This window comes from Pseudomonas alloputida (genome assembly GCF_021283545.2).
Taxonomy (GTDB): Bacteria; Pseudomonadota; Gammaproteobacteria; order Pseudomonadales; family Pseudomonadaceae; genus Aquipseudomonas; species Aquipseudomonas alloputida.
The window spans coordinates 6,056,051-6,078,421 of sequence record NZ_CP128540.1 but is presented as its reverse complement, the minus strand read 5'-3'; the positions used below and the strand labels follow the sequence as shown (position 1 = coordinate 6,078,421).

Here is a 22,371-nt window from a genome sequence, read left to right as displayed (position 1 = left end):
GTAAGGAGGCTTATGTAATTCTGTTTTTGGAATAAGCAGCTAAGTAAAAGATATTGTTGCGGAATAAAAAATTTGGGTATCGTCCGCCTCACGCCCACTGGTGAACCGGTTGGGCACCCGATTCGCCATCGTCGATGGCCCAGATTCAGAACAAGGACCACCATGAAGAAGACCCTGCTGACCACTGCCCTGGCTGCTGCCCTGTCGTTCTCCGGCCTGGCCGCTGCTGCCGAGAAACTGGTGGTTGCCGCTACCCCGGTACCGCACGCCGAAATCCTCGAATTGATCAAGCCGACCCTGGCAAAAGAAGGCGTGGACCTTCAGATCAAGGTCTTCACCGATTACGTGCAGCCGAACGTGCAGGTGGACCAGAAGCGTCTGGACGCCAACTACTTCCAGACGCTGCCGTACCTGCAGAACTTCAACGAAGGCAAGGGCACCCACCTGGAAACCGTGGTGGGTGTACACGTAGAGCCCTTCGGTGGCTACTCGAAGAAGGTCAAGGCCCTGAGCGAGCTGAAAGAAGGCGCAACCGTTGCCATCCCTAACGAGGGCAGCAACAGCGGCCGTGCGCTGCTGCTGCTGCAGAAGGCCGGCCTGATTACCTTGAAAGACCCGAAGAATGCCCTGGCCACCCCCAAGGATATCGCCGAGAACCCGAAGAAGCTGAAGTTCCGCGAGCTTGAGTCGGCCATGCTGCCCCGTGTGCTGGACCAGGTCGACCTGGACATGATCAACACCAACTACGCCCTGGAAGCTGGCCTGAACCCGGCTAAAGATGCACTGGTGATCGAAGGTGCCGACTCGCCTTACGTGAACTTCCTGGTGGCCCGCCCGGACAACAAGGACAGTGAGGCCATCCAGAAACTGGCCAAGGCCCTGACCAGCCCGGAAGTCAAGGCATTCATTGCCAAGAAGTACCAAGGTGCCGTACTGCCGGCGTTCTGATTTCGCTAGCAACGCCTGATATGTGCCAACGCCGACACCTTGTGTCGGCGTTTTTCTTCAGCCCTGCCCGCACAGCACCGTAGAAGCCTTTTGCTGCGAAGCGGCCGCAAAGCAGCCTCTTACTTCGGGGGTACCAGCCGTAAGGTACTTTGCGCCGGAATCACCCCCATCTGCGCCCGCTGATACTGCCCCTGCACATACCCCTCGGCCTGGTCCGCGTAATGCCGGTCGAACGGCACGCCACTCTGCCCGACCGGGTTGATGGTCAGCGCCTGCCCGGCATCGGCAAAGTCGATCAGCCGCCGCGTCGACGGCCCATAGGTCACCGGCCATGGCGCAGAGCTGATCTTCGCCGAGAGGTTGTTCGGCACTTCATGGGTACCGGGTGCGGCGAATGGCCCAACGTTGAACAGCAGGTTCAGCGGCTTTTTCACCCCAAGCGGATGGTTGTGGGTCAGGGTATGGGCCTTGCCCCATTGCCAGCTGGCTGGGTCTTTGCCGAGGGTGTCGCGCAAGTGGCCAAGGCTCTTCTGCCAGGCTTCGCGCACGATCGAGCTGCGGTCAGTGCGCTGGTTGGCGCCGCGGGTGTTCCACCAGGGCGACTCGGCATCGGCGGCCAGGCGCGGCAGCGCAGCATCGATGGCACGGGTGCTGATCAGCACCGGGAACCAGATATCGCCCAATTCGTCATGCAACGCGGCATAGGCCAGCTCGTAGAGGAACTGGTTGAACAGCGTGGCGCTGGTTGAGTCCAGTGGATAGTCGCCGCGCCAGGCAGCCAGCTGCTCGACCAGTTCCTCTTCCTCGTCACCCTGGGCGATCTGACGCAACGTCGCTAGCAGCGGTGCCAAGGTGCGCGGGCCGTAATCGCTGGCCGTATCGAGTTGCAGCGCCTGGCTGTTCTGCATGTCCCATTTCACCTCCGGGTTGGCCAGCTGGCGATCGAGCTGGCGGCCGCGGTCGGCGAGGTTGTAGTAGCCGGGTATCGGCACCACGGCGGGTGGCTGGTAGTTGGCCGAGACGATATAACCGCTGGCCGGATTCTCCTGTTGCGGGTTGACGCTGAAGGGGTAAAAGCCGGGTTTGTCGGCCTGGCTGCTGGCGCCGTCGAGGATGAACGCCGGGTTCACACCGTCCGGGCGAATCGGCAGTTTCGCCGCCGCCCACCAGCCGATATCGCCACGGGCATTGGCCCAGACGAAGTTCAGCCCCGGCGCCTGCACCTTGGCAGCCGCTTCGCGCATCTTGCCCAGGGTGTCGGCGCGATTGAGCTGGTAGAAGCCTTCGAGGATCGGGTTCTCGGTTTCGAGGAACGCCCACCACATGGCAATCGGCGTGGCCCCTGCCGTGGCGCCGAGGACTTCGTTGACGATTGGCCCGTGGGGTGAGCGGCGCAGGTTGATGGTGACCGGTTGCTCGCCTTTGATTGCAATCTGTTGCTCGGTCTTTTCCAGTGTGCGCCACTGGCCATCGACCATGACCTGGTCAGCGTTGGCAGGGTTGGTCTTTTCTGCGATCAGGTCGACGTCGTCGTTCTGGAACATGGTCAGGCTCCAGCCGAAGTCACGGTTGTGGCCGAGCAGAGCGAATGGGTTGAGTGCCTGAAAAAAGCCGTAGAGGTTGAAGCCGGGCGCTGACAGCTCGGCCTCGTACCACACCGCAGGTACGGCAAAGCTGATGTGCGGGTCGCCAGCCAGCAACGGCTTGCCACTGCGGGTGCGGCTACCCGCCACCGCCCAGGCGTTGCTGCCTTCGAACTGCGGGATGCCGGCATCGCCCAGCGCCTCATCGCTTAAGCGCGCAAGTGCTTCCAGGCTTTGCCAGTCGGCAGCGGCCAGTGGCGTGCCCAGTGCGCCCTCGGGTTGCCAGCCAAGGTCGAATATTTTCAGGTAGTCAGGCCCCAGCTGGTCTCGGATGTAGGTCAGAGCAGGCTCGGTGCGGAACGCGGCGGCAAAACTGTAGGCCAGGTAGCCGGCGATGCTCAACGTGTCCTCGGCGGTGAACGGGCGCGGGGTGATGCCGAGCAGGTCGAATTCCGTGGGCTTGGGGTGGCTGGCCTGCCAACTGTTGACCCCGTCGAGGTAGGCTTGCAGGGCCTGCCATGCCGGCGCCTGCGGATCCTGGCGCTTGGCCATCAGCGCGGCCTGCTCGCGTATGCGCAGGCTACGGAACAGGGTGTCGGTGGGCAGCAGCTTGTCGCCGAGCACCTCAGCCAGTTCGCCACGGGCCAGGCGGCGTAGGATCTCCATCTGGAACAAACGGTCCTGGGCATGCACGTAGCCCAGTGCGCGGTAAAGGTCCGGCTCGCTCTGTGCCTGCAGGTGTGGCACGCCGCGTGCGTCGTAGCGCACGCTGACCGGCGCTTGCAGGCCGGCAACGGCGACCTCGCCCTCGCGCTGCGGCAGCTTGCCCTGAACGTACCAGTACCCGGAGGCGCCAGCGGCCACGGTGACTACCACCGCCAGCAGGGTCAGGCTGCGCTTCATTCAGACTCCTTGTGCATTCAAACGAAAAATGTGGTCCGATCATCGGCGGATTCGCGAACAGAGCATAGCCCCAGGAAGGAGTTTCCATGTCCCTCAGCGAAAAACACAAAATGCTCACCGGCCAGCTCTACCACGCTGGCTGCCCTGAACTACAGGCCGAGCAGATCGCCAACAAGCACTGGATGCATCGCTACAACAACAGTGTCGAACTGCTCAACGACGCACGCCACGGGCTGCTTGTGGAGCACTTTGGCCAGGTTGGCGAAGGCGCGGTGATTCGCCCGCCGTTCTATTGCGACTACGGCTACAACATCAGCGTTGGCCGTAATACTTTCATGAACTTCAACTGCGTGATCCTCGACGTGGTGCCGGTGCGTATCGGCGAGGACTGCCAGATCGGTCCCAACGTGCAGATCTATACCGCCGACCATCCGCTCGATCCTGAAGTGCGGCGCAGCGGGCTGGAGAGCGGGCGGCCGGTAACCATCGGCGACAACGTGTGGATTGGCGGTGCGGCGATCATCCTGCCGGGGGTGACCATCGGTGATAATGCCATCGTCGGCGCCGGCAGTGTGGTGACCCGGGATGTGCCCGCGGGCGCGACGGTGGTGGGTAACCCGGCGAGGGTCCGTCAGCCCGACCAAGGGCAGTAGCAGCCTACCGCCAGGGTATTGGAGGCGTTGACCTGGCGGCCGTCGAGCAAAGCCTTGAGGATTGGCTCGATGAAGCTGTTGCTGGCGTTGCACACGGCACCTTCGCTGTAGGGGCCAAAATAAGCCAGGCGGCCTTGCCGGTCCCAGATGGCCACGGCCGGGGACGCAGGCAGGTGCTCGCTGCCGGGCAGGTGGGTGATGGGTTGCAAGCTGCCGATATTGGCCGGCAGCTGGCCGTGGCTGCCGGGTTTTTGCAGCACATGGAAGGTAACGTCGTGGCCAGCGAACTGGCTGATAAGGTCGCCCAGGTGCTGTTGGTTGCCGACGTTGCATGGGCAGGCCGGGTCCCAGAAATGCACGACGCGGATCGGGCCAGCACCGGCCAGCTCGGCAGGTAGCTGTAACTGGCTGCCGTCGAATAGCGTGGCCTGGTTGTCGAACGGGCGCAGGTAGCGAGCCTGAAAGGCGCTGTAGGCCTGCCAGAGGATTACGGCGCCGACCAACAAGGCGATGACCGTGCACAGCGGTTTGATGATTCGGCTATTCATGAAGAGTCGGTGGCCCTTGTGGAAGCAACTGTCTTGCTCAATTTCTAAAAGCTGGCGCCGATCCCTGTGGGAGCGGCCTTGCGTCGCGAAAGGCCGCTCCCGCAATTAGTTCGATGCTGGTTGTTCGAGGTGAGCAAGCTTGCCATGGCGCCGGCCAGAGCTGAAGATTCCAGATCAATACTTGCATCAATGTGGATGTACCCGATGCCCCCTGCCTTTCACCCCGACCGCCTGCGCACCCGCCTGGCGCCGTTCACCACTCGCCAGCCACTGTCGGCACAAGCGCAGGACTACCAGCGCTTCTATGGCCTGAACCTGCCGGCACACAGCTGGCTGGGTAGCTTTCAGGCAGCGGGGTTCGACCTGGTCGGGCAGGCATGGCTGCCCGAGCAGCCAAGCGCGACGCTGTTCCTGCTGCACGGCTATTACGACCACATGGGCCTCTACCGACATGTGATCGAGTGGGCACTCAAGCAGGGTTTCGCCGTGATCAGCTGTGACCTGCCCGGCCACGGCCTGTCCAGCGGCGAGCGGGCCAGCATCACTGACTTCGCGGTGTACCAGCAGGTGCTGGAGGCCTTGTTCGAACAGGCGCACACGCTGCAACTGCCGCACCCGTGGCACCTTTGTGGGCAGAGCACGGGGGGGGCGATTGCCGTGGACCATCTGCTGCACCAGGGTGCACGCAGCCCCGTCGATGGCCAGGTCATCCTGCTGGCCCCGCTGGTGCGGCCAAGTTCCTGGCGTTGGTCGAAGTTCAGTTATTGCGTGCTGCGCCACTTCGTCAATGGCATCGAACGGCGCTTCAGTGAGAACACCAACGACCCGGCCTTTCTGCCGTTCCTGGAGGCCGACCCGCTGCAACCGCGTCGCCTGCCAACGGCCTGGGTGGGCGCACTGATCGCCTGGGTCAAACGCATCGAGGCCGCGCCGCGCAGTGCGCGTCGGCCATTGATCGTGCAGGGGGAGGCGGATGGCACGGTGGACTGGCCCCACAACCTCGAAGTGCTCAAGGCCAAGTTTGCCGAGCCACAGATCCTGATGCTGCCCGAAGCCCGTCACCACCTGGCCAACGAGTTGCCGGGAATCCGCCAGCGCTACTTCGACTTCATCGACCAGCGCCTGGGCTGATCACTTCAGGTCGTTGGTGCTCTGGCCAACCGCCAGGCCGGCACGTACAGCGGCCAGGGCCGCCTGGTAGTAAGCCTTGCCCTCGGGCGACTCGGCAAAGGTGGCGAACGCTTCCAGCTCGGCATCGGACAGGTCGCGGTAGACGTACAGCAGGGTGTTGTTCAGGTCTTCGCCAATCTGCCCCATCAACCGCTGGCGCTGGCCATCCAGCAGGCTCTGGGCCTGGCCGCCGCCGAACAGGCCGGGGATCATCGAGCTGAGGCTGTCGGCGGCTACACCGGCGATGGCAAGGCTGACTTCGGCGCCGGCTTCCCGCGCAGGCAGGGCTTGGGCCAGGTGGCCGATGATCAGCAGACGATCGTCGCTGGCCTGGATCTTGGGCAGGCCTTTGGCGTTCTTGGCCAGTTCGTCCTTGCGGGTGGCCTTGAGCTCGGCCGCCACCACTTTGCGCCCCAGCGGCGACTGGAAGAAGGCCAGGGCTGGTGCCGGGTCGGCCAGGGTGGCGCGCAGCTTTGCCTGGGCGCGACGGTCCACCGCCTGGGCCTGGAAGCGCTGGTTGCTGTTGTTGACCAGCGCCTGGTACACGGCGGGTGGCAAACTGTTGCGGTAGCGCTCCTGGGCAGCGGTCAGGGCATCGTTGAAGTGGGCGCGCTGGTCGGGCCAGCCGGCAGCCTTATACAGTTGATCCAGGTTGTCTGCCCAGACAGGCATGGTGCAGATCATCAGCAGAATCAGGGAAAACAGACGGCGCATTCAGGACTCCTGTCGGCAGGTGGCTATTGTCCTTGGCCCGGCGCCGGTTTGTCGAGATATCCGCGTGTTTCTCGGCCAAGTGGCGCTGTGCGGCGACAGGGCGAATGGATATGATGCGCGCCATGCACATATCCCCTGAACACCCGATGCTTGCGGCCGTCGTCGACGATCTGGCCACCCATGGCTGGTCCCAGCAGGCGCACTTTCTGCCTGCCGACCTGGTGCGCGCACTTGCAGCCGAGTGCCGGCGCCGTGATGCCGAAGGCGAACTCAACCCCGCAGGGGTTGGGCGGGGAGCTACCCAGGAGGTGCGCGAAACCATTCGCGGTGACCAGATCCAGTGGATCGACCCGGGGCAGGCCGAGGCCTGCGACCAGTACCTGGCGGCCATGGATCAGCTGCGCCTGGCAATCAACCAAGGCCTTTTCCTGGGCCTGGAAGACTTCGAATGCCACTTTGCCCTGTATCCACCGGGGGCATTCTATCGCCGGCACCTGGATCGTTTTCGCGACGATGACCGGCGCATGGTCTCGGCGGTGCTTTACCTCAATGAAGGCTGGCAACCGCATGACGGTGGCCAGTTGCGCATGTTCCTGGCCGACGGTGTCGAGCACGATGTCGAGCCAGTGGCCGGTTGCCTGGTGGTATTCCTGTCGGGCGAAGTGCCTCACGAAGTACTGCCGGCCGGGCGTGAGCGGCTGTCATTGACCGGCTGGTTCAGGCGGCGTGGCAATGACCCGTTCTGATAGGCCCAAGGTGCTGGTGAGCGCCTGCCTGTTGGGGCAGCCAGTTCGCTATGACGGCCGGGCCAGCGGCCATCCCGATTTGTTGCAGCAGTGGCAGGCCGAAGGGCACGTGGTGCCGTTGTGCCCCGAGGTAGCAGGCGGCTTGCCGACACCACGGCCGCCAGCGGAGATCCCGGGAGGGCAGGGCAGCGCAGTGCTCGAGGGTGACACACAGGTGCTGACAGTGACGGGTGAAGATGTCAGTGCCGCGTTTCTGGCCGGAGCGCAGTTGGCGCTGGAACTGGTGCGGCAGCATGGCATTCGTGTAGCGGTGCTGAAGTCTGGCAGCCCTTCGTGTGGCAACCGGTTGACCTATGATGGCACCTTCAGTGGTGTGAAAGTGGCGGGGGAAGGGGTAACCACGGCGCTGCTGCGGCGGGCGGGAGTGCAGGTGTTCAGCGAGCTGGAACTGGACCAGGCGCAGCGGGCTTTGGCTAATATATCTGCTTGAACCTGTGCCGGCCCTTTCGCGGGTGAACCCGCTGATGGACACACGTCGAGGGTTGGACCTAGGCCGCCGTAGGATCGGGTTTACCCGCGAAGAGGCCAGCACAGGTTGCAAACAAGACCTTACTGCCCGCCTGCAGTCTCCTGCACACCCTTGAACCACTTCTGCTCAAGTTCGGCAGTCCGGCCACTGTCTTTCAAACGTTGCAACGCATTGTTTACGGCACTTTCAAAAGCCGGGTTGTCCTTCTGGAACGGGATCACCAGCTTCTTCTCGCCAATCGGCAGGCTTACATCGAGCGGGCCGTCGCCTGTGAGCGATTCACTCGACGGGGTGAATGCGATGTCGTACTTGCCACTCTCGACACCCGCCAGCACTTCGGTAGCCGGGGCTTCGACGAACTCGGCGCGCAAATCCAGTTCCTTGGCCAGGGCCTGGCCAAATTCGATGTCGAAACCTGTCAGGTGGTCGTCTTGCTTGAAGGCGTATGGCGAGTTCTCGGCCTGTACGGCAATGCGCAGTTCGCCCCGGTCGGCGATTTCGTCGATCAGCTCCGCCTGAGCCAATGGACTGATCAGTACTGCCAGCAGTACCCCTATGGTCGAACGCATGTATGCCCCTTTTCTTTTAGCAGTTTGAAATCGATCGCCACGGCTTTCTTCCTCGCCGTGATCGAGCGCAGCCTATGACCTTCAAGCCTCGGCATTGTTTAACCCTGACGGAAATATTTCTGTCAGGCAATGTGAACACCTTGGCGGTTATTTCAACTAAGGTGAACTACCGCCGCGTTTGGATGACAGGCTGCGGTCAATAAGTGAACCACAGGAGAAGTGAATGAACAGCCTATTTTCGCGTGCTGCCGTTGCCGGTCTGCTGATGGGAGCGTCGGTGTTCGCCAGTGCCGCAGACGCCCTGAAGAGCCAGGAGCCGCCCAAGGAGGCGAAGGTCTTCATCGTTTCCCCCGCCGATGGTGCCACGGTCGACAAGACCTTCACCGTCAAGTTCGGTATCGAGGGTATGGGCCTCAAACCTGCGGGTGACCAAACCCCGCACACCGGGCACCACCATCTGCTGGTGGATGTCGACAAAGAGCCGGTGGCTGACATGCCGCTGCCGACCAGCCTGATGCCAGAGGCCGGCGTCGCACTGCCGAAGGGACCGCAAGTGCTGCACTTCGGCAAGGCACAGACCGAAACCAGCATTACCCTGACCCCGGGCAAGCACACCCTGCAACTGATTCTGGGTGACCAGTATCATGTGCCATTCAAGCCTAGCGTCGAGTCGAAGAAGATCACGGTTGAAGTGAAATAAAAAAAGGGAGGCCACCAGGGCCTCCCTTTTTCATACCGCCAGCGACCTTAGAACAGGACGCGCGAACGGATGGTGCCTTTGACCTGTTGCAGTTTTTCCTGCGCCAGGTCCGAGTACTCGGCGTCAACATCGATTACCACGTAACCGACTTTCTCGTTGGTCTGCAGGAACTGACCGGAGATGTTGATACCGTTCTCGGCGAAGACCTTGTTGATCTCGCTGAGCACGCCCGGGATGTTTTCGTGAATGTGCAGCAGACGGTGTTTGCCTGGGTGCGCTGGCAGGGCCACTTCCGGGAAGTTGACCGAGGACACCGAGGTACCGTTGTCGCTGTACTTGACCAGTTTCTCGGCCACTTCCAGGCCGATGTTGGCCTGGGCTTCGGCGGTGGAACCACCAATGTGCGGCGTCAGGATCACGTTGTCGAGGCCGCGCAGCGGGCTCTCGAACTCTTCGTCGTTGGAGCGTGGCTCGACCGGGAACACGTCGATGGCGGCGCCGATCAGGTGCTTGTCCTTGATGGCAGCGGCCAGGTGGTCCAGCTCGACCACGGTGCCACGGGCGGCGTTGATCAGGATCGCGCCCTTCTTCATCGAGCGGATTTCCTTCTCGCCGATCATCCACTGGGTGGATGGCAGCTCAGGCACGTGCAGCGAGACGATGTCAGCCAGGCCCAGCAGCTCGTTCAGGCTGGTGACCTGCACGGCGTTGCCCAGTGGCAGCTTGGTCAGCGGGTCGAAGAAGTACACCTGCATGCCCATGTTCTCAGCCAGTACCGAAAGCTGGGTACCAATCGAGCCGTAGCCGACGATGCCCAGTTTCTTGCCGCGGATTTCGAACGAGTTGGCCGCGCTCTTGATCCAGCCGCCACGGTGGCAGGAGGCGTTCTTCTCTGGGATGCCGCGCAGCAGCAGGATGGCTTCGGCCAGTACCAGCTCGGCCACCGAGCGGGTGTTGGAGTATGGCGCGTTGAACACGGCGATACCGCGCGCGCGGGCAGCTTCCAGGTCAACCTGGTTGGTGCCGATGCAGAAGCAGCCAACTGCGACCAGTTTCTTGGCACAGTCGAAGATCTCTTCGGTGAGCTGGGTACGCGAACGGATGCCGATGAAGTGGGCATCGGCGATCTTTTCCTTCAGCTCGGCTTCCGGCAACGAACCAGTGAGGTATTCGATGTTGGTGTAGCCGGCGGCCTTGAGGGTATCGACCGCGTTCTGGTGCACACCTTCAAGAAGAAGGAACCGGATCTTGCTCTTGTCGAGAGAAGTCTTGCTCATCTGCGTAAACCTGTATCCCGGAGATAAATTGGCGAGGGGTGATGCCAGGCGCGAGGGCAGCCTTAGCATGAACAGCGGGAGGGCTATGCTAGCATACGCGACACAATCTGAGCTTATCCCGACAGGTGAAGAGTGCTCAGGGTGACCATGAATAAGTCGAGAGTTCCAGCGATGACCCACCCCGCTGTTATTGAAGAACTGATGACCCTTGTCGACCCTGGCAAGGTCCTGACTGACCCGGTTTCCCTCGAAGCGTATGGCAAGGACTGGACCAAGCATTACCCGCCTGCGCCCAGCGCCATCGTCTTTCCCAAAACGATAGAACAGGTGCAAGCCATTGTGCACTGGGCCAATGCGCACAAGGTGGCGCTGGTGCCCTCTGGCGGGCGCACCGGGCTTTCTGCCGGCGCCGTGGCGGCCAATGGCGAGGTTGTCGTCGCCTTCGACTACATGAACCAGATCCTTGGCTTCAATGCTTTCGACCGTACTGTGGTTTGCCAGCCAGGGGTCGTCACCCGCCAGCTGCAAACCTACGCCGAAGAGCAAGGCCTTTATTACCCGGTGGACTTCGCTTCCAGCGGTTCCAGCCAGATTGGCGGCAATATCGGCACCAACGCCGGCGGGATCAAGGTGATTCGTTACGGTATGACCCGCAACTGGGTGGCCGGGCTGAAAGTGGTCACCGGCAAGGGCGAGTTGCTGGAGCTGAACAAAGACCTGATCAAGAACGCCACCGGCTACGACCTGCGCCAGCTGTTCATTGGTGCCGAGGGTACGCTGGGCTTCGTGGTCGAGGCCACCATGCGCCTGGACCGCGCACCGCGCAACCTCACCGCCATGGTGCTGGGCACACCGGACTTCGACTCGATCATGCCGGTGCTGCACGCCTTCCAGGGCAAGCTGGACCTGACCGCTTTCGAGTTCTTCTCCGACAAGGGGTTGGCCAAGATCCTCGCCCGCGGCGATGTGCCTGCGCCCTTCGCGACGGATTGCCCGTTCTATGCGCTGCTGGAGTTCGAGGCCAGCACTGAAGACGTGGCCAACGAAGCATTGGCTACCTTCGAGCACTGCGTCGAGCAGGGTTGGGTGCTGGACGGGGTGATGAGCCAGAGCGAAAGCCAGCTGAAAAACCTGTGGAAGCTGCGCGAGTACCTGTCGGAAACCATTTCGCACTGGACACCGTACAAGAACGACATTTCCGTCACCGTCTCGAAAGTGCCTGCGTTCCTGCGCGATATCGACGCCATCGTCTCTGAACATTATCCGGACTATGAAGTGGTGTGGTACGGCCATATTGGTGACGGCAACCTGCACCTGAACATCCTCAAGCCTGAGCATATGAGCAAGGACGACTTCTTCGCTTCGTGTGCCAAGGTCAACAAGTGGGTGTTCGAGATCGTCGAGCGTTACAACGGGTCGATTTCTGCCGAGCATGGCGTGGGCATGACCAAGCGCGACTACCTGGGCTACAGCCGTTCCCCCGAAGAAATCGCCTGCATGAAGGCAATAAAGGCCGTGTTCGACCCTAACGGCATCATGAATCCGGGTAAGATCTTCGCACCTGAATAAAAAGCAGTATCCAGAAGGAGTCGGCCATGAGTTACCAGCACCAGTACGTAGACGGCACGCGCATTCACTTCCCCTTGGGCAAGGTGGTGTGCATCGGCCGTAACTATGCCGAGCATGCCAAGGAACTGGACAACCCGATCCCCACCGAGCCGCTGCTGTTCATCAAGCCAGGCAGCTGCGTGGTGCCGGCCGAAGGTGGCTTCAAGATCCCGGCCGAGCGCGGGTCGGTGCACTATGAGGTTGAAATCGCCGTGCTGCTGGGCAAGCCGCTGTCGACCCACCCGAGCGAGGAAGAGGTGCTGGACGCCATTTCCGGTTACGCACCGGCGCTGGACCTGACCCTGCGCGACGTGCAGGCCAAACTGAAGGAAAAGGGGCTGCCCTGGGAGCTGGCCAAGTGCTTTGACGGCGCTTGCGTGCTGCCACCGTTCGTCTCGGCCGCCAGCTTCGAGGACGTGACAGACATCCCGGTGCGCCTGACCGTGAACGGCGAAGTACGCCAGGATGGTAATAGCGCGATGATGCTGAACCCGATCGTGCCGATGATTCAGTACATGGCAGCGCATTTCTCGCTACAAGCGGGGGATGTGATCCTCACCGGTACCCCGGCCGGCGTCGGGCCGTTCAATGTCGGTGACGAGCTGGTGCTGGAGCTGCCGGGTGTGAGCCGCTTCGAAAGCCGGGTGCTTTGACTCGAAACCGCGTCGCTTTCTTCGCGGGTAAACCCGCTCCTACAGGGGTTGCACAGGGCCTTGAATACTGTGCAGTACCTTGGGCACGGGTTTACCGGCGAAGAGGCCGGCCCTGTTTACCGATTTTTCACACCCAATCCGGATAATGCGCGCACCTACGCCCATTTTCCCAGGATCACCGCATGCCATCCTCCTCCAGCGCCCCGGCAACCTCCAAGCGTCGCTTCTACCTGCGCTGGCCCTTCGGCCTGGCCGTGGCGGCGGTGATCGGCTATGGCGTGGCCGTGGCCATGCACTGGGATGACCGCGGTGCACTGTGGGTAAAAGAAAGCTTCGAAAGCACCGCCGCGCGCAGCGATAGCGTATGGCTGCCGGATTACCAGGTGGACATCGACGCCAAGCCGCTGCCGGGCATGGACGATGATGAAGCCTCGGATGTGGCCTTCAACCCGCAGACCCGCACCCTGTTCGCGGTCATGGGCAAGAACCCGTTCCTGGTCGAGCTGAGCCTGGAGGGCGATGTACTGCGCAAGATCCCGCTCAACGGCTGGAACAACCCCGAGGGCGTCGCGGTGCTGGAAGACGGCAACCTGGCCATCACCGACGAGCGCCTGCACGATCTGACCGTGGTCAAGGTGGACGCGCAGACCACCGCACTGAATCACGACGACTTCTCGAGCTACGACCTGGGCCCGTCGGTCAAGAGCAACAAGGGCTTCGAGGCCATTGCCTGGGACCCGCTGCGCCAGCGCCTGATCATTGGCGAGGAGCGCCCGCCCAAGCTGTACACCTGGAACACCGATGGCCGCAGCCCGCTCAAGGGTGAGAAGCAGCCGTTGCCTAGCGATGAACTCGACTTGCGCAACCTGTCTGCGCTGGGTGTCGACCCGCGTACTGGCCACTTGCTGGTGCTATCGGCCGACTCCAACATGCTGCTGGAGCTGGACGAGCAGGGCCAGCAAGTCAGCTTCATGACGCTGCTGGGCGGCTTCAACGGGCTTGAAGGCACCATTCCGCGGGCTGAAGGGGTGGCCATGGACGACAGGGGCAACTTGTACATGGTCAGCGAGCCGGCGCTTTTCTATCGATTCAAAAAGAACTGACAACATCATCAGAATTGCCTGACGCTTGCATTAAGCTTTGCTTCAGCCATTCATGATTAGATTCGCCATCCTTGTGTCGAGTCTGTCCCTATGCGTCGTTTTGTTCGCCTGTTCCTTGTTCTGGCTGCCCTTGCTCTGCTGCTGCTTGGCTGGGCCGGGCAGGAGTTTCGCCTGTTCGAGCGTGGCTGGTTCAATCTCAAGACCTGGTGGCAGCCTGTGGAGCGCAGCATTGGCCTGGATCGCTACCGGGTGGTGCTGGAGGCGCAACCGATCGAAGGGCTGGATGATGACATTTCGGCGCTGACCTACGACCCCGACCGCAAAACCCTCTTCACGGTCACCAACGCCCGTTCGGAGCTGATCGAGCTGTCGCTGGATGGCCGTATCCTGCGCCGTGTGCCGCTGACTGGCTTCGGCGACCCGGAGGCTGTTGAGTACGTTGGGCCAAACAGCTATGTGATCACCGACGAGCGTCAGCAACGGCTGATTCGCGTACGGCTGGAAGACGACACGATGTTTCTCGATGCCGGTGATGCCGAACAGCTGACGTTGGGTATTGGCCTCAATGGCAACAAAGGCTTCGAGGGCCTGGCGTACGATTCGGCGGGCAAGCGCCTGTTCGTGGCGAAGGAGCGTGACCCGATGCTGATCTATGAGGTGCATGGCTTCCCGCATGACAATCCGGAAAAGCCCTACGCCGTGCATGTGGTGCAGGACCGCAAGCGCGATTCACGGTTGTTTGTGCGGGATTTGTCGAGCTTGCAGTTCGATGAACGCAGTGGGCATTTGCTGGCATTGTCGGACGAGTCGCGGTTGGTGCTGGAGCTGGATGTACAGGGCCAGCCGCTGAGTACCTTGTCGTTGCGCAAGGGTTTCCAGGGGTTGCAGGCGACGGTGCCGCAGGCGGAGGGGATTGCGATGGATGAAGCGGGGACCATTTACCTGGTCAGTGAGCCGAACCTGTTCTATGTGTTCAAGCAGCCGACTGACTGATCGCCTGTCAGGGCCTGTTCGCGGGTAAACCCGCTCCTACAGGGATCGCCACGGTTCCAGGCCGGTGGGGTACCTTGTAGGAGCGGGTTTACCCGCGAAGGGTTTTACTCGGCCTTCAGGCTCTTCACGCCTTCAGCGGTGCCCAGCAGCAGCAGATCCGCCGGCCGCGCCGCGAACAGGCCGTTGGTCACCACGCCGACGATGGCGTTGATCTGCGCTTCCAGCTCCACCGGGTTGGTGATCTGCAGGTTGTACACATCCAGGATCACGTTGCCGTTGTCGGTGACCACGCCTTCACGGTACACCGGGTCGCCACCCAGCTTCACCAGCTGACGCGCCACGTGACTGCGGGCCATGGGGATCACTTCGACCGGCAGCGGGAAGGCCCCCAGTACCGGCACCAGCTTGCTGCCGTCGGCGATGCAGATGAAGGTCTTGGCCACGGCCGCGACGATCTTTTCGCGGGTCAGCGCTGCGCCGCCGCCCTTGATCAGGTGCAGGTGTGCGTCGCTCTCGTCGGCACCGTCCACGTAAAACTCAAGCTCGCTTACGCTGTTCAGTTCGTAGACCGGGATGCCATGGCCCTTCAGGCGCTGGGCAGTGGCTTCGGAGCTGGCGACTGCGCCGTCGAACGCGGTCTTGTGCTGAGCCAGGGCATCGATGAAGAAGTTGGCGGTCGAACCGGTACCGACGCCTACGACGCTCTTTTCATCCAGCTTGGGCAGAATGAAGTCGACAGCGGCCTGGGCGACGGCCTGTTTGAGTTGGTCCTGGGTCATGCGGGCTCCGGAAGGGGCAGGGCGGTTTCAAAGTTGCCTAGTATAACGGCTCGCACGGCTTTGCTGTGGTCGCCCGACGTAGCGCTGGGGTAGACTCCCAGCCCTCGTCCCGCGGCCCAGTGATGCTTTCCCGATGCTCGAACAGTACGTCAAGAAGATCCTCACCTCGCGCGTCTATGACGTTGCCGTCGAAACCCCGTTGCAGAGCGCCGGGCAGCTGAGCAAGCGCCTGGGCAACCAGATTCTGCTCAAGCGCGAAGACCTGCAGCCAGTATTCTCGTTCAAGATCCGCGGCGCGTATAACAAGCTGGCCCAGCTGAGCCCGGAAGAACTGGCCCGCGGGGTGGTGACCGCCTCTGCCGGCAACCACGCCCAAGGCCTGGCCCTGGCCGCGCGTGAAATGGGCATCAAGGCCACCATCGTGATGCCCAAGACCACTCCGGAGATCAAGGTCGAAGGCGTGCGCTCGCGCGGTGGCAAGGTGGTGCTGCATGGCGACTCGTTCCCTGAGGCACTGGCCTATTCGCTGAAACTGGTCGATGAAAAGGGCTTCGTCTACGTTCACCCTTACGACGATCCGCACACCATCGCCGGGCAGGGCACCGTCGCCATGGAAATCCTGCGCCAGCACCCTGGCCGGCTGGATGCGATCTTCGTGCCGGTGGGCGGTGGCGGCCTGATCGCCGGCATTGCTGCCTATGTGAAGTACCTGCGCCCGGAAATCAAGATAATCGGTGTCGAGCCGGACGATTCCAACTGCCTGCAGGCGGCCATGGCTGCCGGTGAGCGTGTGGTGCTGCCGCAGGTCGGGCTGTTCGCCGATGGCGTGGCGGTGGCGCAGATTGGCCAGCACACCTTCGATATCTGCCGCCACCATGTGGACGAAGTCGTCACTGTCAGTACCGATGAAATCTGCGCAGCAATCAAGGATATCTACGACGATACCCGCTCGATCACCGAGCCTGCTGGCGCGCTGGGTGTGGCGGGCATCAAGAAGTACGTCGAGCTATACGGCGTCAGCGGCCAGACCTTGGTGGCCATCGACTCCGGTGCCAACGTCAATTTCGATCGCCTGCGCCATGTGGCCGAACGTGCCGAGCTGGGTGAAAAGCGCGAGGCGATCATCGCCGTGACCATCCCTGAGCGCCCGGGTAGCTTCAAGGCCTTCTGCGAGGCTATCGGCAAGCGTCAGATCACCGAGTTCAACTACCGCAAGCACACCTCTGACGAAGCGCATATCTTCGTTGGGGTGCAGACCCACCCGGAAAACGACCCGCGCGCGGCGCTGGTGCAGCAACTGACCGAACAGGGCTTCCCGGTTACCGATCTGACCGACAACGAATTGGCCAAGCTGCATATTCGTCATATGGTCGGCGGCCACTCGGCCGGTGCCAGCGACGAAATGGTGCTGCGCTTCGAATTCCCCGAGCGGCCAGGGGCACTGTTCAACTTCCTCAACAAGCTGGGCGGGCGCTGGAACATCTCGATGTTCCACTACCGCAACCATGGCGCGGCTGACGGGCGCGTGGTGGCGGGGCTGCAGGTGCCGGAGGACGAACGTCACCTGGTGCCGGCAGCGCTGGCCAAGATCGGTTACCCGTACTGGGACGAGACCGAAAACCCGGCCTACAAACTGTTCCTGGGCTGAGCGGCTAAGCTAGGGCTGATGGCCCTTTCGCGGGCTTGCCCGCTCCCACAGGTACTGCGCAGGCCTCAAGGCCTGAGATACCTTGGCAGGAGCGGGTAAGCCCGCGAAGAAGCTACCGCAAAATGCCAGTTTAAGGACGACCGAGAGATGGAACACCTGACCACGCTCAAGACCCTGCACATCATCGCCACCGCGCTGCTGTTTCTGGGCGCCCTGGGCCTGGCGATCTGGACCTGGCGCGCTCGCCGTCAGGGCGATGCCGAAGCCTACGCCAAGCTGCTGCGCCGGCCGTTGGTGTTCGTCTGGTTGGTGATGGGCCTGTGCCTGGTGAGCATGCCGTTCACCGGCTGGTGGCTGGTACACCTGGTGGGCTGGCCACTGGGGCAGACCTGGGTGTTGGCATCCAGTGTCATCTATACATTTGGCGCGTTTGCCGTGTGGTGGCTGCTGGTGCGGCTGAACCGGCTGCGCAAGGCCGAGGTGGTAGGGTTGCGGTTTACCCTGGCGCTGGCGGTATTCAGTGGGGTTTGCTTCCTGTCCATTGCCGGGCTGATGGGGGCCAAGCCGGTCTGACAGCCTTGTGCTGATTGTGCCGGCCTATTCGCGGGTGAGCCCGCTCCTACAGGTACAGCGCAGCCCTCAAGGCCTGTGGTGATTCCTGTGGGAGCGGGCGTGCCCGCGAAAAGACCGGCACGGGAAAACCTCAATCCCGCAGCGAGATCACCGGCCACCCACGCTTATCCGCCTCGGCCCGCAGGTCCGGGGCCGGGTCCACTGCCACTGCATGCGTCACCCGCTGCAACAACGGCAGGTCATTCATCGAGTCGCTGTAGAAGTAGCTGTCCTCAAGATCAAAGCCGTTCTCCAGCATCCAGCGCTCCAGCCGCGTCACTTTGCCTTCACGGAAACACGGTATATCGGTACTACGCCCGGTGTAGCGGCCGTCGCGCACCTCGCATTCGGTTGCCAGCAACACCCGCACCCCCAGGCGCCGGGCGATCGGTGCGGTGACGAAGCGGTTGGTAGCGGTGATGATCACCAGCTGGTCGCCCGCCTCGCGGTGCTGCTGCAGCAAGGCCAGGGCCTTGGGCAGGACGATGGGCTCGATGCAGTCGCGCATGAAGTCGCGGTGCCACTCGTCGAGCCGGGCCATGGGTGTTGCCGCCAGGATCTCCATGGAAAAGGCCAGGTAGGCCTGCAGGTCCAGGGTGCCATTGAGGTAATCCTGGTAGAAGCTGTCGTTGCGTTGCTTGTAGGCGACCGGGTCGAGAATGCCGCGCTCGCAAAGATAGTCACCCCAGGCATGGTCGCTGTCGCCACCGAGGAGGGTATTGTCCAGGTCGAATAAAGCCAGGCGCATCGCGGTCACTCGCATCAGCCACAGGGTAGGCCCGCAGAATACGGAGTTTTCACGCAGCTGCACATAAGCTTGGCGGGCGCGTTGCTGCGCTCGCAAGCTTTGTGGAACAATGCGTTGACATGCGTTTGCGAGGTTGCTGCCGTGATCGACCCGGATGGTTTTCGCCCCAATGTCGGGATCATTCTCACGAATGATGCCGGGCAGGTGCTATGGGCTCGACGGATCAACCAGGATGCCTGGCAATTCCCCCAGGGTGGTATCAACCCTGACGAGACGCCGGAAGACGCCCTGTACCGCGAGCTGAACGAAGAAGTTGGCCTTGAACGCGACGATGTAGAAATTCTTGCCTGCACCCGTGGCTGGTTGCGTTATCGTTTACCCCAGCGATTGGTACGTACCCACAGCCAGCCGCTGTGCATCGGCCAGAAGCAGAAGTGGTTCCTGCTGCGCCTGGTGAGCAACGAACAACGGGTGCGGATGGACCTGACCGGCAAGCCGGAATTCGACGGCTGGCGCTGGGTGAGCTATTGGTATCCGCTGGGCCAGGTTGTGACATTCAAGCGCGAGGTGTACCGGCGCGCCCTGAAAGAGCTAGCACCGCGTCTGTTGACGCGCGACTGACGACGGAGTTCGACCCCGAGCCATGCTCAATACGCTGCGCAAGATCGTCCAGGAAGTAAACTCCGCCAAAGATCTCAAGTCGGCGTTGGGGATCATTGTCTTGCGCGTCAAGGAAGCCATGGGCAGCCAGGTCTGCTCGGTCTACCTGCTCGACCCGGAAACCAACCGCTTCGTGCTGATGGCTACCGAAGGCCTGAACAAGCGCTCCATCGGCAAGGTCAGCATGGCCCCCAACGAAGGCCTGGTTGGCCTGGTCGGTACCCGGGAAGAGCCGCTGAACCTGGAAAACGCCGCCGACCACCCGCGTTACCGCTACTTTGCCGAAACCGGCGAAGAGAAATTCGCCTCCTTCCTGGGTGCGCCGATCATTCACCACCGCCGTGTGGTCGGGGTACTGGTCATCCAGCAAAAGGAGCGCCGTCAGTTCGACGAGGGCGAGGAAGCCTTCCTGGTCACCATGAGCGCCCAGCTTGCCGGGGTTATCGCCCACGCCGAGGCTACCGGCTCGATCCGTGGCCTGGGCCGTCAGGGCAAAGGTATTCAGGAAGCGCGCTTCGTGGGTGTGCCGGGTTCGCCTGGTGCCGCGGTGGGGCGTGCGGTGGTGATGTTGCCGCCGGCCGACCTGGAAGTGGTCCCGGACAAGACCGTCGATGACATCGACGCCGAACTCAAGCTGTTCCAGAACGCCCTGGAAGGTGTGCGCGACGACATGCGCAAGCTGTCGGCCAAACTGGCCACCCAGCTGCGCCCGGAAGAGCGTGCGCTGTTCGACGTCTATCTGATGATGCTTGAAGACGCAGCCCTGGGCGGTGAGGTGACCGAGGTCATCAAGACCGGCCAATGGGCCCAGGGCGCCCTGCGCCAGGTGGTTGGTGAGCACGTCAACCGCTTTGAGCTGATGGACGACGACTACCTGCGTGAGCGTGCCTCCGACGTCAAGGACCTGGGGCGCCGCCTTTTGGCCTACCTGCAGGAAGCGCGCTCGCAGTCGCTGGTGTATGCCGACAACACCATCCTGGTCAGTGAGGAACTGACACCGGCCATGCTCGGTGAAGTGCCGGAAGGCAAGCTGGTCGGCCTGGTCTCGGTACTCGGCTCGGGCAACTCCCATGTCGCCATCCTCGCGCGGGCCATGGGCATCCCCACGGTGATGGGCCTGGTCGACCTGCCATACTCCAAGGTCGACGGTATTGAACTGATCGTCGACGGCTACAAGGGCGAGGTGTTCACCAACCCCAGCGAAGTGCTGCGCAAGCAGTACAGCGAAGTGGTCGAGGAGGAACGCCAGCTGGCCCAAGGGCTGGATGCACTGCGCGAACTTCCGTGCGTCACCCCCGACGGCCATCGCATGCCCCTGTGGGTCAACACCGGCCTGCTCGCTGACGTGGCCCGTGCCCAGCAGCGCGGCGCCGAAGGGGTAGGCCTGTACCGCACTGAAGTGCCGTTCATGATCAACCAGCGCTTCCCCAGTGAGAAAGAGCAGCTGGCCATCTACCGTGAGCAACTGGCGGCCTTCCACCCGCTGCCGGTGACCATGCGTACCCTCGACATCGGTGGCGACAAGGCACTGTCGTACTTCCCCATCAAGGAAGAAAACCCGTTCCTTGGCTGGCGCGGCATCCGCGTCACCCTCGACCACCCGGAAATCTTCCTGGTACAGACCCGCGCCATGCTCAAGGCCAGCGAGGGCCTGAACAACCTGCGCATCCTGCTGCCGATGATTTCCGGCATTCACGAGCTGGAAGAGGCGCTGCACCTGATCCACCGCGCCTGGGGTGAAGTGCGTGACGAAGGTACCGATGTACCGATGCCACCAGTGGGTGTGATGGTGGAAATTCCAGCGGCTGTGTACCAGACCAAGGAATTGGCGCGGCAGGTGGACTTCCTGTCGGTAGGCTCCAACGACCTGACCCAGTACCTGCTGGCGGTGGACCGCAACAACCCGCGGGTCGCCGACCTGTACGATTACCTGCACCCGGCGGTACTGCAGGCGCTGAACACGGTGGTGCGCGACGCCCATGGCGAAGGCAAGCCGGTGAGCATCTGCGGCGAGATGGCCGGTGACCCGGCGGCGGCGGTCCTGTTGATGGCCATGGGCTTCGACAGCCTGTCGATGAACGCCACCAACCTGCCGAAGGTGAAGTGGATGCTGCGCCAGATCAATATGGGCAAGGCCAAGGAACTGCTGGCCGAGGCCTTGAGCCATGACAACCCGCAGGTTATCCACAGCTCGCTGCAACTGGCCCTGAAGAACCTTGGGTTGGCGCGGATGATTGGGCCTGGGGCTAATAAAACCCTGTGAGGGTGATGCTGTTTGTGCCGGCCTCTTCGCGGGTGAACCCGCTCCTACCACGTACACACATCTGGGGTTGGACCCAGGCCGTTGTAGGAGCGGGTTCACCCGCGAAGAGGCCCGAACAGACAACATCAAATACTCAGACCAACAACTCAATTTCCCCCAAATGCCCGCCAAAAGGCCCGAAACTGCGCTCAACCAGCCGCCTTTGCCCCTGATCATCCACAATCAGCACTGTGCTCGCCCGGGTCCCGTAATTCTGGCTGGCGATGAAGACGCTCGACAGCAACTTCTCGGTCGCCAACCCCACGCCTGTTTCGGGTAGGTCACCATCAGCCGCGGGCTCGTTATCCGCGAGTAAAGCCAGCAGCCTGTGCGGCTCCGGCGTGTCCAGCAGGTTTTCCAGCCCGTCACGTGCCTTCACCAGCTTCGGCCACGGTGTATCCAGCCCGGCGTTCGAAAGCCCATAAACCCCAGCCTTCAGCAGGCGCGGCGTGGCCTCACGGGCATGCAGATAACCCAGTCGCTGCCCATCACCCACCAGCAAATTGAACCCCGAGTACTGCCCGCTACGGCTGGCCACCTGGTCCAGGTAAGCCTCGACTCCTAGCTCGCCCTGCAGAAACGCTGCCACCAGCTCACCCCGCGAGCGAGGCCCCTGCGCCTGGCCCGGGTCGCGGATGTTGGTCAGCGCGGCAAAGCGCCCCTGTGGGCCTACGCCCAGCCAGGTACCGCCTGCCTCCAGGTCGCGCCCGGCATGCACCCCAGGTGCATCCTCCCAGGCCGCCAGGGGCTGAGTGGGGCGGGCATAGAATTCGTCGCGGTTGGCCGCCACGATCAGCGGCAGGGCGTGCCCCGGCCGCCAGGCAAATACGATCAGGCACATAGGTTGGGCCTCTGTGTTTTTTGGTCACTGTACCCACAGGAACGATGCGGATCCATCCTGACACAGAGTTCACTAGAGCCCCGA

Annotated in this window: 22 protein-coding genes; 14 read left to right on the top strand and 8 right to left on the bottom strand. The window is 62.3% G+C overall.

Translation table 11 applies throughout. The features are described 5' to 3' along the window. Positions 1–162: 162 nt before the first annotated feature. On the top strand, positions 163–948 hold the full coding sequence (locus tag LU682_RS28065; RefSeq protein WP_010955695.1) for a MetQ/NlpA family ABC transporter substrate-binding protein: 786 nt from the start codon (positions 163–165) through the stop codon (positions 946–948). A gap of 119 nt (positions 949–1,067) precedes the next feature. On the opposite strand, the gene LU682_RS28060 is transcribed toward LU682_RS28065, so the two are convergent. After that, complete coding sequence (locus LU682_RS28060; protein ID WP_010955694.1) at positions 1,068–3,434, bottom strand: penicillin acylase family protein; 2,367 nt, start codon at positions 3,432–3,434, stop codon at positions 1,068–1,070. 86 nt (positions 3,435–3,520) lie between these two features. Between LU682_RS28060 and LU682_RS28055 the strand changes: the two genes are divergently transcribed. Continuing rightward, positions 3,521–4,087, top strand: coding sequence for a sugar O-acetyltransferase (locus LU682_RS28055; RefSeq protein ID WP_004575846.1), 567 nt, complete (start codon positions 3,521–3,523; stop codon positions 4,085–4,087). Here LU682_RS28055 and LU682_RS28050 read toward each other — a convergent pair. Further along, entirely contained in the window at positions 4,066–4,635 is a 570-nt protein-coding gene (locus LU682_RS28050) for a DUF6436 domain-containing protein (RefSeq protein WP_010955693.1), read from the bottom strand. The two genes, LU682_RS28055 and LU682_RS28050, sit on opposite strands and share 22 nt — an antisense overlap. A 204-nt stretch (positions 4,636–4,839) precedes the next feature. On the opposite strand from LU682_RS28050, the gene bipL reads away from it, so the two are divergent. Then, the gene (bipL, locus tag LU682_RS28045; RefSeq protein ID WP_049588323.1) at positions 4,840–5,766 is read left to right on the top strand and encodes a phospholipase BipL; all 927 of its coding nucleotides are present in this window, start codon (positions 4,840–4,842) and stop codon (positions 5,764–5,766) included. On the opposite strand, the gene LU682_RS28040 is transcribed toward bipL, so the two are convergent. Next, a complete protein-coding gene (locus LU682_RS28040) occupies positions 5,767–6,519 on the bottom strand; it encodes a DUF2059 domain-containing protein (protein ID WP_010955691.1) in 753 nt (250 codons plus the stop codon). A gap of 113 nt (positions 6,520–6,632) precedes the next feature. Between LU682_RS28040 and LU682_RS28035 the strand changes: the two genes are divergently transcribed. Both LU682_RS28035 and LU682_RS28030 read left to right on the top strand, forming a co-directional pair. Next, positions 6,633–7,265, top strand: coding sequence for a 2OG-Fe(II) oxygenase (locus LU682_RS28035; protein WP_049588366.1), 633 nt, complete (start codon positions 6,633–6,635; stop codon positions 7,263–7,265). Continuing rightward, positions 7,252–7,755, top strand: a complete 504-nt coding sequence (locus tag LU682_RS28030; RefSeq protein ID WP_010955689.1) for a 2-thiouracil desulfurase family protein — start codon at positions 7,252–7,254, stop codon at positions 7,753–7,755. Before LU682_RS28035 ends, LU682_RS28030 begins: the two co-directional genes overlap by 14 nt. Before the next feature lie 119 nt (positions 7,756–7,874). Here the strand turns inward: LU682_RS28030 and LU682_RS28025 are convergent, their stop codons facing one another. Further along, the gene (locus tag LU682_RS28025; protein WP_010955688.1) at positions 7,875–8,363 is read right to left on the bottom strand and encodes a transporter substrate-binding domain-containing protein; all 489 of its coding nucleotides are present in this window, start codon (positions 8,361–8,363) and stop codon (positions 7,875–7,877) included. 223 nt (positions 8,364–8,586) lie between these two features. Between LU682_RS28025 and LU682_RS28020 the strand changes: the two genes are divergently transcribed. Continuing rightward, positions 8,587–9,063 carry a DUF4399 domain-containing protein gene (locus LU682_RS28020; RefSeq protein ID WP_010955687.1) on the top strand — a complete coding sequence of 159 codons (477 nt, stop codon included), beginning with the start codon at positions 8,587–8,589 and terminating at the stop codon, positions 9,061–9,063. Between the two features lie 47 nt (positions 9,064–9,110). Here the strand turns inward: LU682_RS28020 and serA are convergent, their stop codons facing one another. Beyond that, a complete protein-coding gene (serA, locus tag LU682_RS28015; RefSeq protein WP_003248995.1) occupies positions 9,111–10,340 on the bottom strand; it encodes a phosphoglycerate dehydrogenase in 1,230 nt (409 codons plus the stop codon). A gap of 171 nt (positions 10,341–10,511) precedes the next feature. Between serA and LU682_RS28010 the strand changes: the two genes are divergently transcribed. The 4 genes from LU682_RS28010 to LU682_RS27995 all read left to right on the top strand — a co-directional run bounded on the left by LU682_RS28010 (position 10,512) and on the right by LU682_RS27995 (position 14,697). Further along, positions 10,512–11,909 (top strand): FAD-binding oxidoreductase, encoded by a 1,398-nt coding sequence (locus LU682_RS28010; protein WP_049588320.1) that lies wholly within the window; start codon positions 10,512–10,514, stop codon positions 11,907–11,909. Between the two features lie 26 nt (positions 11,910–11,935). Continuing rightward, positions 11,936–12,601, top strand: coding sequence for a fumarylacetoacetate hydrolase family protein (locus LU682_RS28005; protein WP_010955685.1), 666 nt, complete (start codon positions 11,936–11,938; stop codon positions 12,599–12,601). A 182-nt stretch (positions 12,602–12,783) separates the two neighbouring features. Beyond that, positions 12,784–13,704 (top strand): SdiA-regulated domain-containing protein, encoded by a 921-nt coding sequence (locus LU682_RS28000; protein WP_010955684.1) that lies wholly within the window; start codon positions 12,784–12,786, stop codon positions 13,702–13,704. A 90-nt stretch (positions 13,705–13,794) separates the two neighbouring features. Beyond that, complete coding sequence (locus LU682_RS27995) at positions 13,795–14,697, top strand: SdiA-regulated domain-containing protein (protein WP_010955683.1); 903 nt, start codon at positions 13,795–13,797, stop codon at positions 14,695–14,697. Positions 14,698–14,801: 104 nt separating this feature from the next. Here the strand turns inward: LU682_RS27995 and rpiA are convergent, their stop codons facing one another. Beyond that, positions 14,802–15,476, bottom strand: coding sequence for a ribose-5-phosphate isomerase RpiA (gene rpiA / locus LU682_RS27990; RefSeq protein ID WP_003249004.1), 675 nt, complete (start codon positions 15,474–15,476; stop codon positions 14,802–14,804). 133 nt (positions 15,477–15,609) lie between these two features. On the opposite strand from rpiA, the gene ilvA reads away from it, so the two are divergent. Beyond that, a complete protein-coding gene (gene ilvA / locus LU682_RS27985; RefSeq protein ID WP_010955682.1) occupies positions 15,610–17,124 on the top strand; it encodes a threonine ammonia-lyase, biosynthetic in 1,515 nt (504 codons plus the stop codon). Positions 17,125–17,271: 147 nt separating this feature from the next. After that, complete coding sequence (locus tag LU682_RS27980; RefSeq protein WP_010955681.1) at positions 17,272–17,697, top strand: DUF2269 domain-containing protein; 426 nt, start codon at positions 17,272–17,274, stop codon at positions 17,695–17,697. A 130-nt stretch (positions 17,698–17,827) separates the two neighbouring features. Here LU682_RS27980 and LU682_RS27975 read toward each other — a convergent pair whose 3' ends face one another. After that, positions 17,828–18,484, bottom strand: coding sequence for a histidinol-phosphatase (locus LU682_RS27975; RefSeq protein ID WP_010955680.1), 657 nt, complete (start codon positions 18,482–18,484; stop codon positions 17,828–17,830). A gap of 141 nt (positions 18,485–18,625) precedes the next feature. Here LU682_RS27975 and LU682_RS27970 point away from each other — a divergent pair, with 141 nt between their 5' ends. After that, positions 18,626–19,105 (top strand): RNA pyrophosphohydrolase, encoded by a 480-nt coding sequence (locus tag LU682_RS27970; RefSeq protein WP_003249017.1) that lies wholly within the window; start codon positions 18,626–18,628, stop codon positions 19,103–19,105. Positions 19,106–19,127: 22 nt separating this feature from the next. Then, positions 19,128–21,407: a phosphoenolpyruvate--protein phosphotransferase gene (ptsP, locus tag LU682_RS27965; RefSeq protein WP_003249020.1), complete on the top strand. Its 2,280-nt coding sequence runs from the start codon at positions 19,128–19,130 to the stop codon at positions 21,405–21,407. A gap of 133 nt (positions 21,408–21,540) precedes the next feature. Here the strand turns inward: ptsP and LU682_RS27960 are convergent, their stop codons facing one another. Further along, positions 21,541–22,287, bottom strand: coding sequence for an NRDE family protein (locus LU682_RS27960; RefSeq protein WP_060489062.1), 747 nt, complete (start codon positions 22,285–22,287; stop codon positions 21,541–21,543). Positions 22,288–22,371 lie beyond the last annotated feature (84 nt).